Annotated in this window: 1 protein-coding gene and 2 pseudogenes; 1 reads left to right on the plus strand and 2 read right to left on the minus strand. The window is 70.7% G+C overall.

The annotated features are described in order from the left end of the window. Positions 1–242, plus strand: a pseudogene (locus tag ACIKT0_RS19080) (PLP-dependent aminotransferase family protein); the annotation flags it as partial. On the opposite strand, the gene ACIKT0_RS19085 reads toward ACIKT0_RS19080, so the two are convergent. Both ACIKT0_RS19085 and ACIKT0_RS19090 read right to left on the minus strand, forming a co-directional pair. Continuing rightward, positions 227–655 carry a DUF983 domain-containing protein gene (locus tag ACIKT0_RS19085; RefSeq protein WP_407106861.1) on the minus strand — a complete coding sequence of 143 codons (429 nt, stop codon included), beginning with the start codon at positions 653–655 and terminating at the stop codon, positions 227–229. The pseudogene ACIKT0_RS19080 and the gene ACIKT0_RS19085 sit on opposite strands and share 16 nt — an antisense overlap. A 96-nt stretch (positions 656–751) precedes the next feature. Then, a pseudogene (locus ACIKT0_RS19090) lies at positions 752–962 on the minus strand (RNA methyltransferase); the annotation flags it as partial.

The raw sequence follows: 962 nt of genomic DNA on the forward strand, positions 1-962 counted from the left end.
GGCTGCATGTGTGGCTGCCGCTGCCGAGCCGCTGGAACAGGCACCGGCTGATCGAGACCGCGCGCGCCCAGGGGCTCGGCGTCACGTCCTCCGACGCGTTTCTGGCCGGCGGAGGCGACGCCCCGGAGGCGGTGCGGATCGCGCTTGGCGGCGTGCCCGAACGCGCGCGCCTAGCCGGCGCGCTGCGGACGCTCGCGGCGGTCGTCGCGGACGCGGAAGCGGCGGCTCACGAGGTGGTCTGAGACTTGATGTCCAGCCAGACGGAGTGGGCTTCCGCCTCGTCCTTCCGCACAAGCCGGCCTTCGCCGGCCTTGTGGTGATACTGGCTCGCCACCAGCCAGCCCTTCAGCGGGCGCAGCGGCGGGATGCAGGTCAGCAGCAGCAGCGGCAGGGTGGTGAACAGGTGCACCCAGTAGGGCGCCGTATAGGCCGCCTCGAGCCACACCGCGAAGAAGGCGGACGGCAGGCACGCGAAGGTGATCGCGAAGAAGGCCGGCCCGTCCGCCGGATCGGCGTAGGAATAATCCAGGCCGCAGGCCTCGCATTCCGGGCGCAGCTTCAGGAAGCCCTCGAACAGGTGGCCTTCGCCGCATCGCGGGCACCGGCCGCGGATGCCGACCGCGTAGGGCGCGAGGTTGGGCTGGTGAGCGGACATGGCGTCTTGCCTCCCGGCCGCCCGTCGCGCGAGCGGCTCCTGTGACGCAATATGGGGACCCTGAGCATACAATGTCAACATTGTACGCTCCGGGCTTCAGCTCCGGGAGAAGCGCGCCACCGCCTCCACATGGGCCGAGTGCCTGAACTGGTCCACCGGGGTGACGGAATCCAGCCGATAGCCGCCCGCGATCAGGATCCCGAGGCCGCCCGCGGAGGCGTCGAGCTCAAGGCCGATGGCCTTGGCGAAGTCCGCGCTGCCGTCCGACAGGAACTCGATCTTGCCCTTGCCGCCCGTGGCGTTCGCC

The organism is Hansschlegelia beijingensis, from assembly GCF_045505405.1.
Taxonomy (GTDB): Bacteria; Pseudomonadota; Alphaproteobacteria; order Rhizobiales; family Methylopilaceae; genus Methylopila; species Methylopila beijingensis_A.

Excerpts from the sequence above, each read along its gene's own strand:
- ACIKT0_RS19085 (WP_407106861.1), bottom strand. The coding sequence starts at position 655 with ATGTCCGCTCACCAGCCCAACCTCGCGCCCTACGCGGTCGGCATCCGC.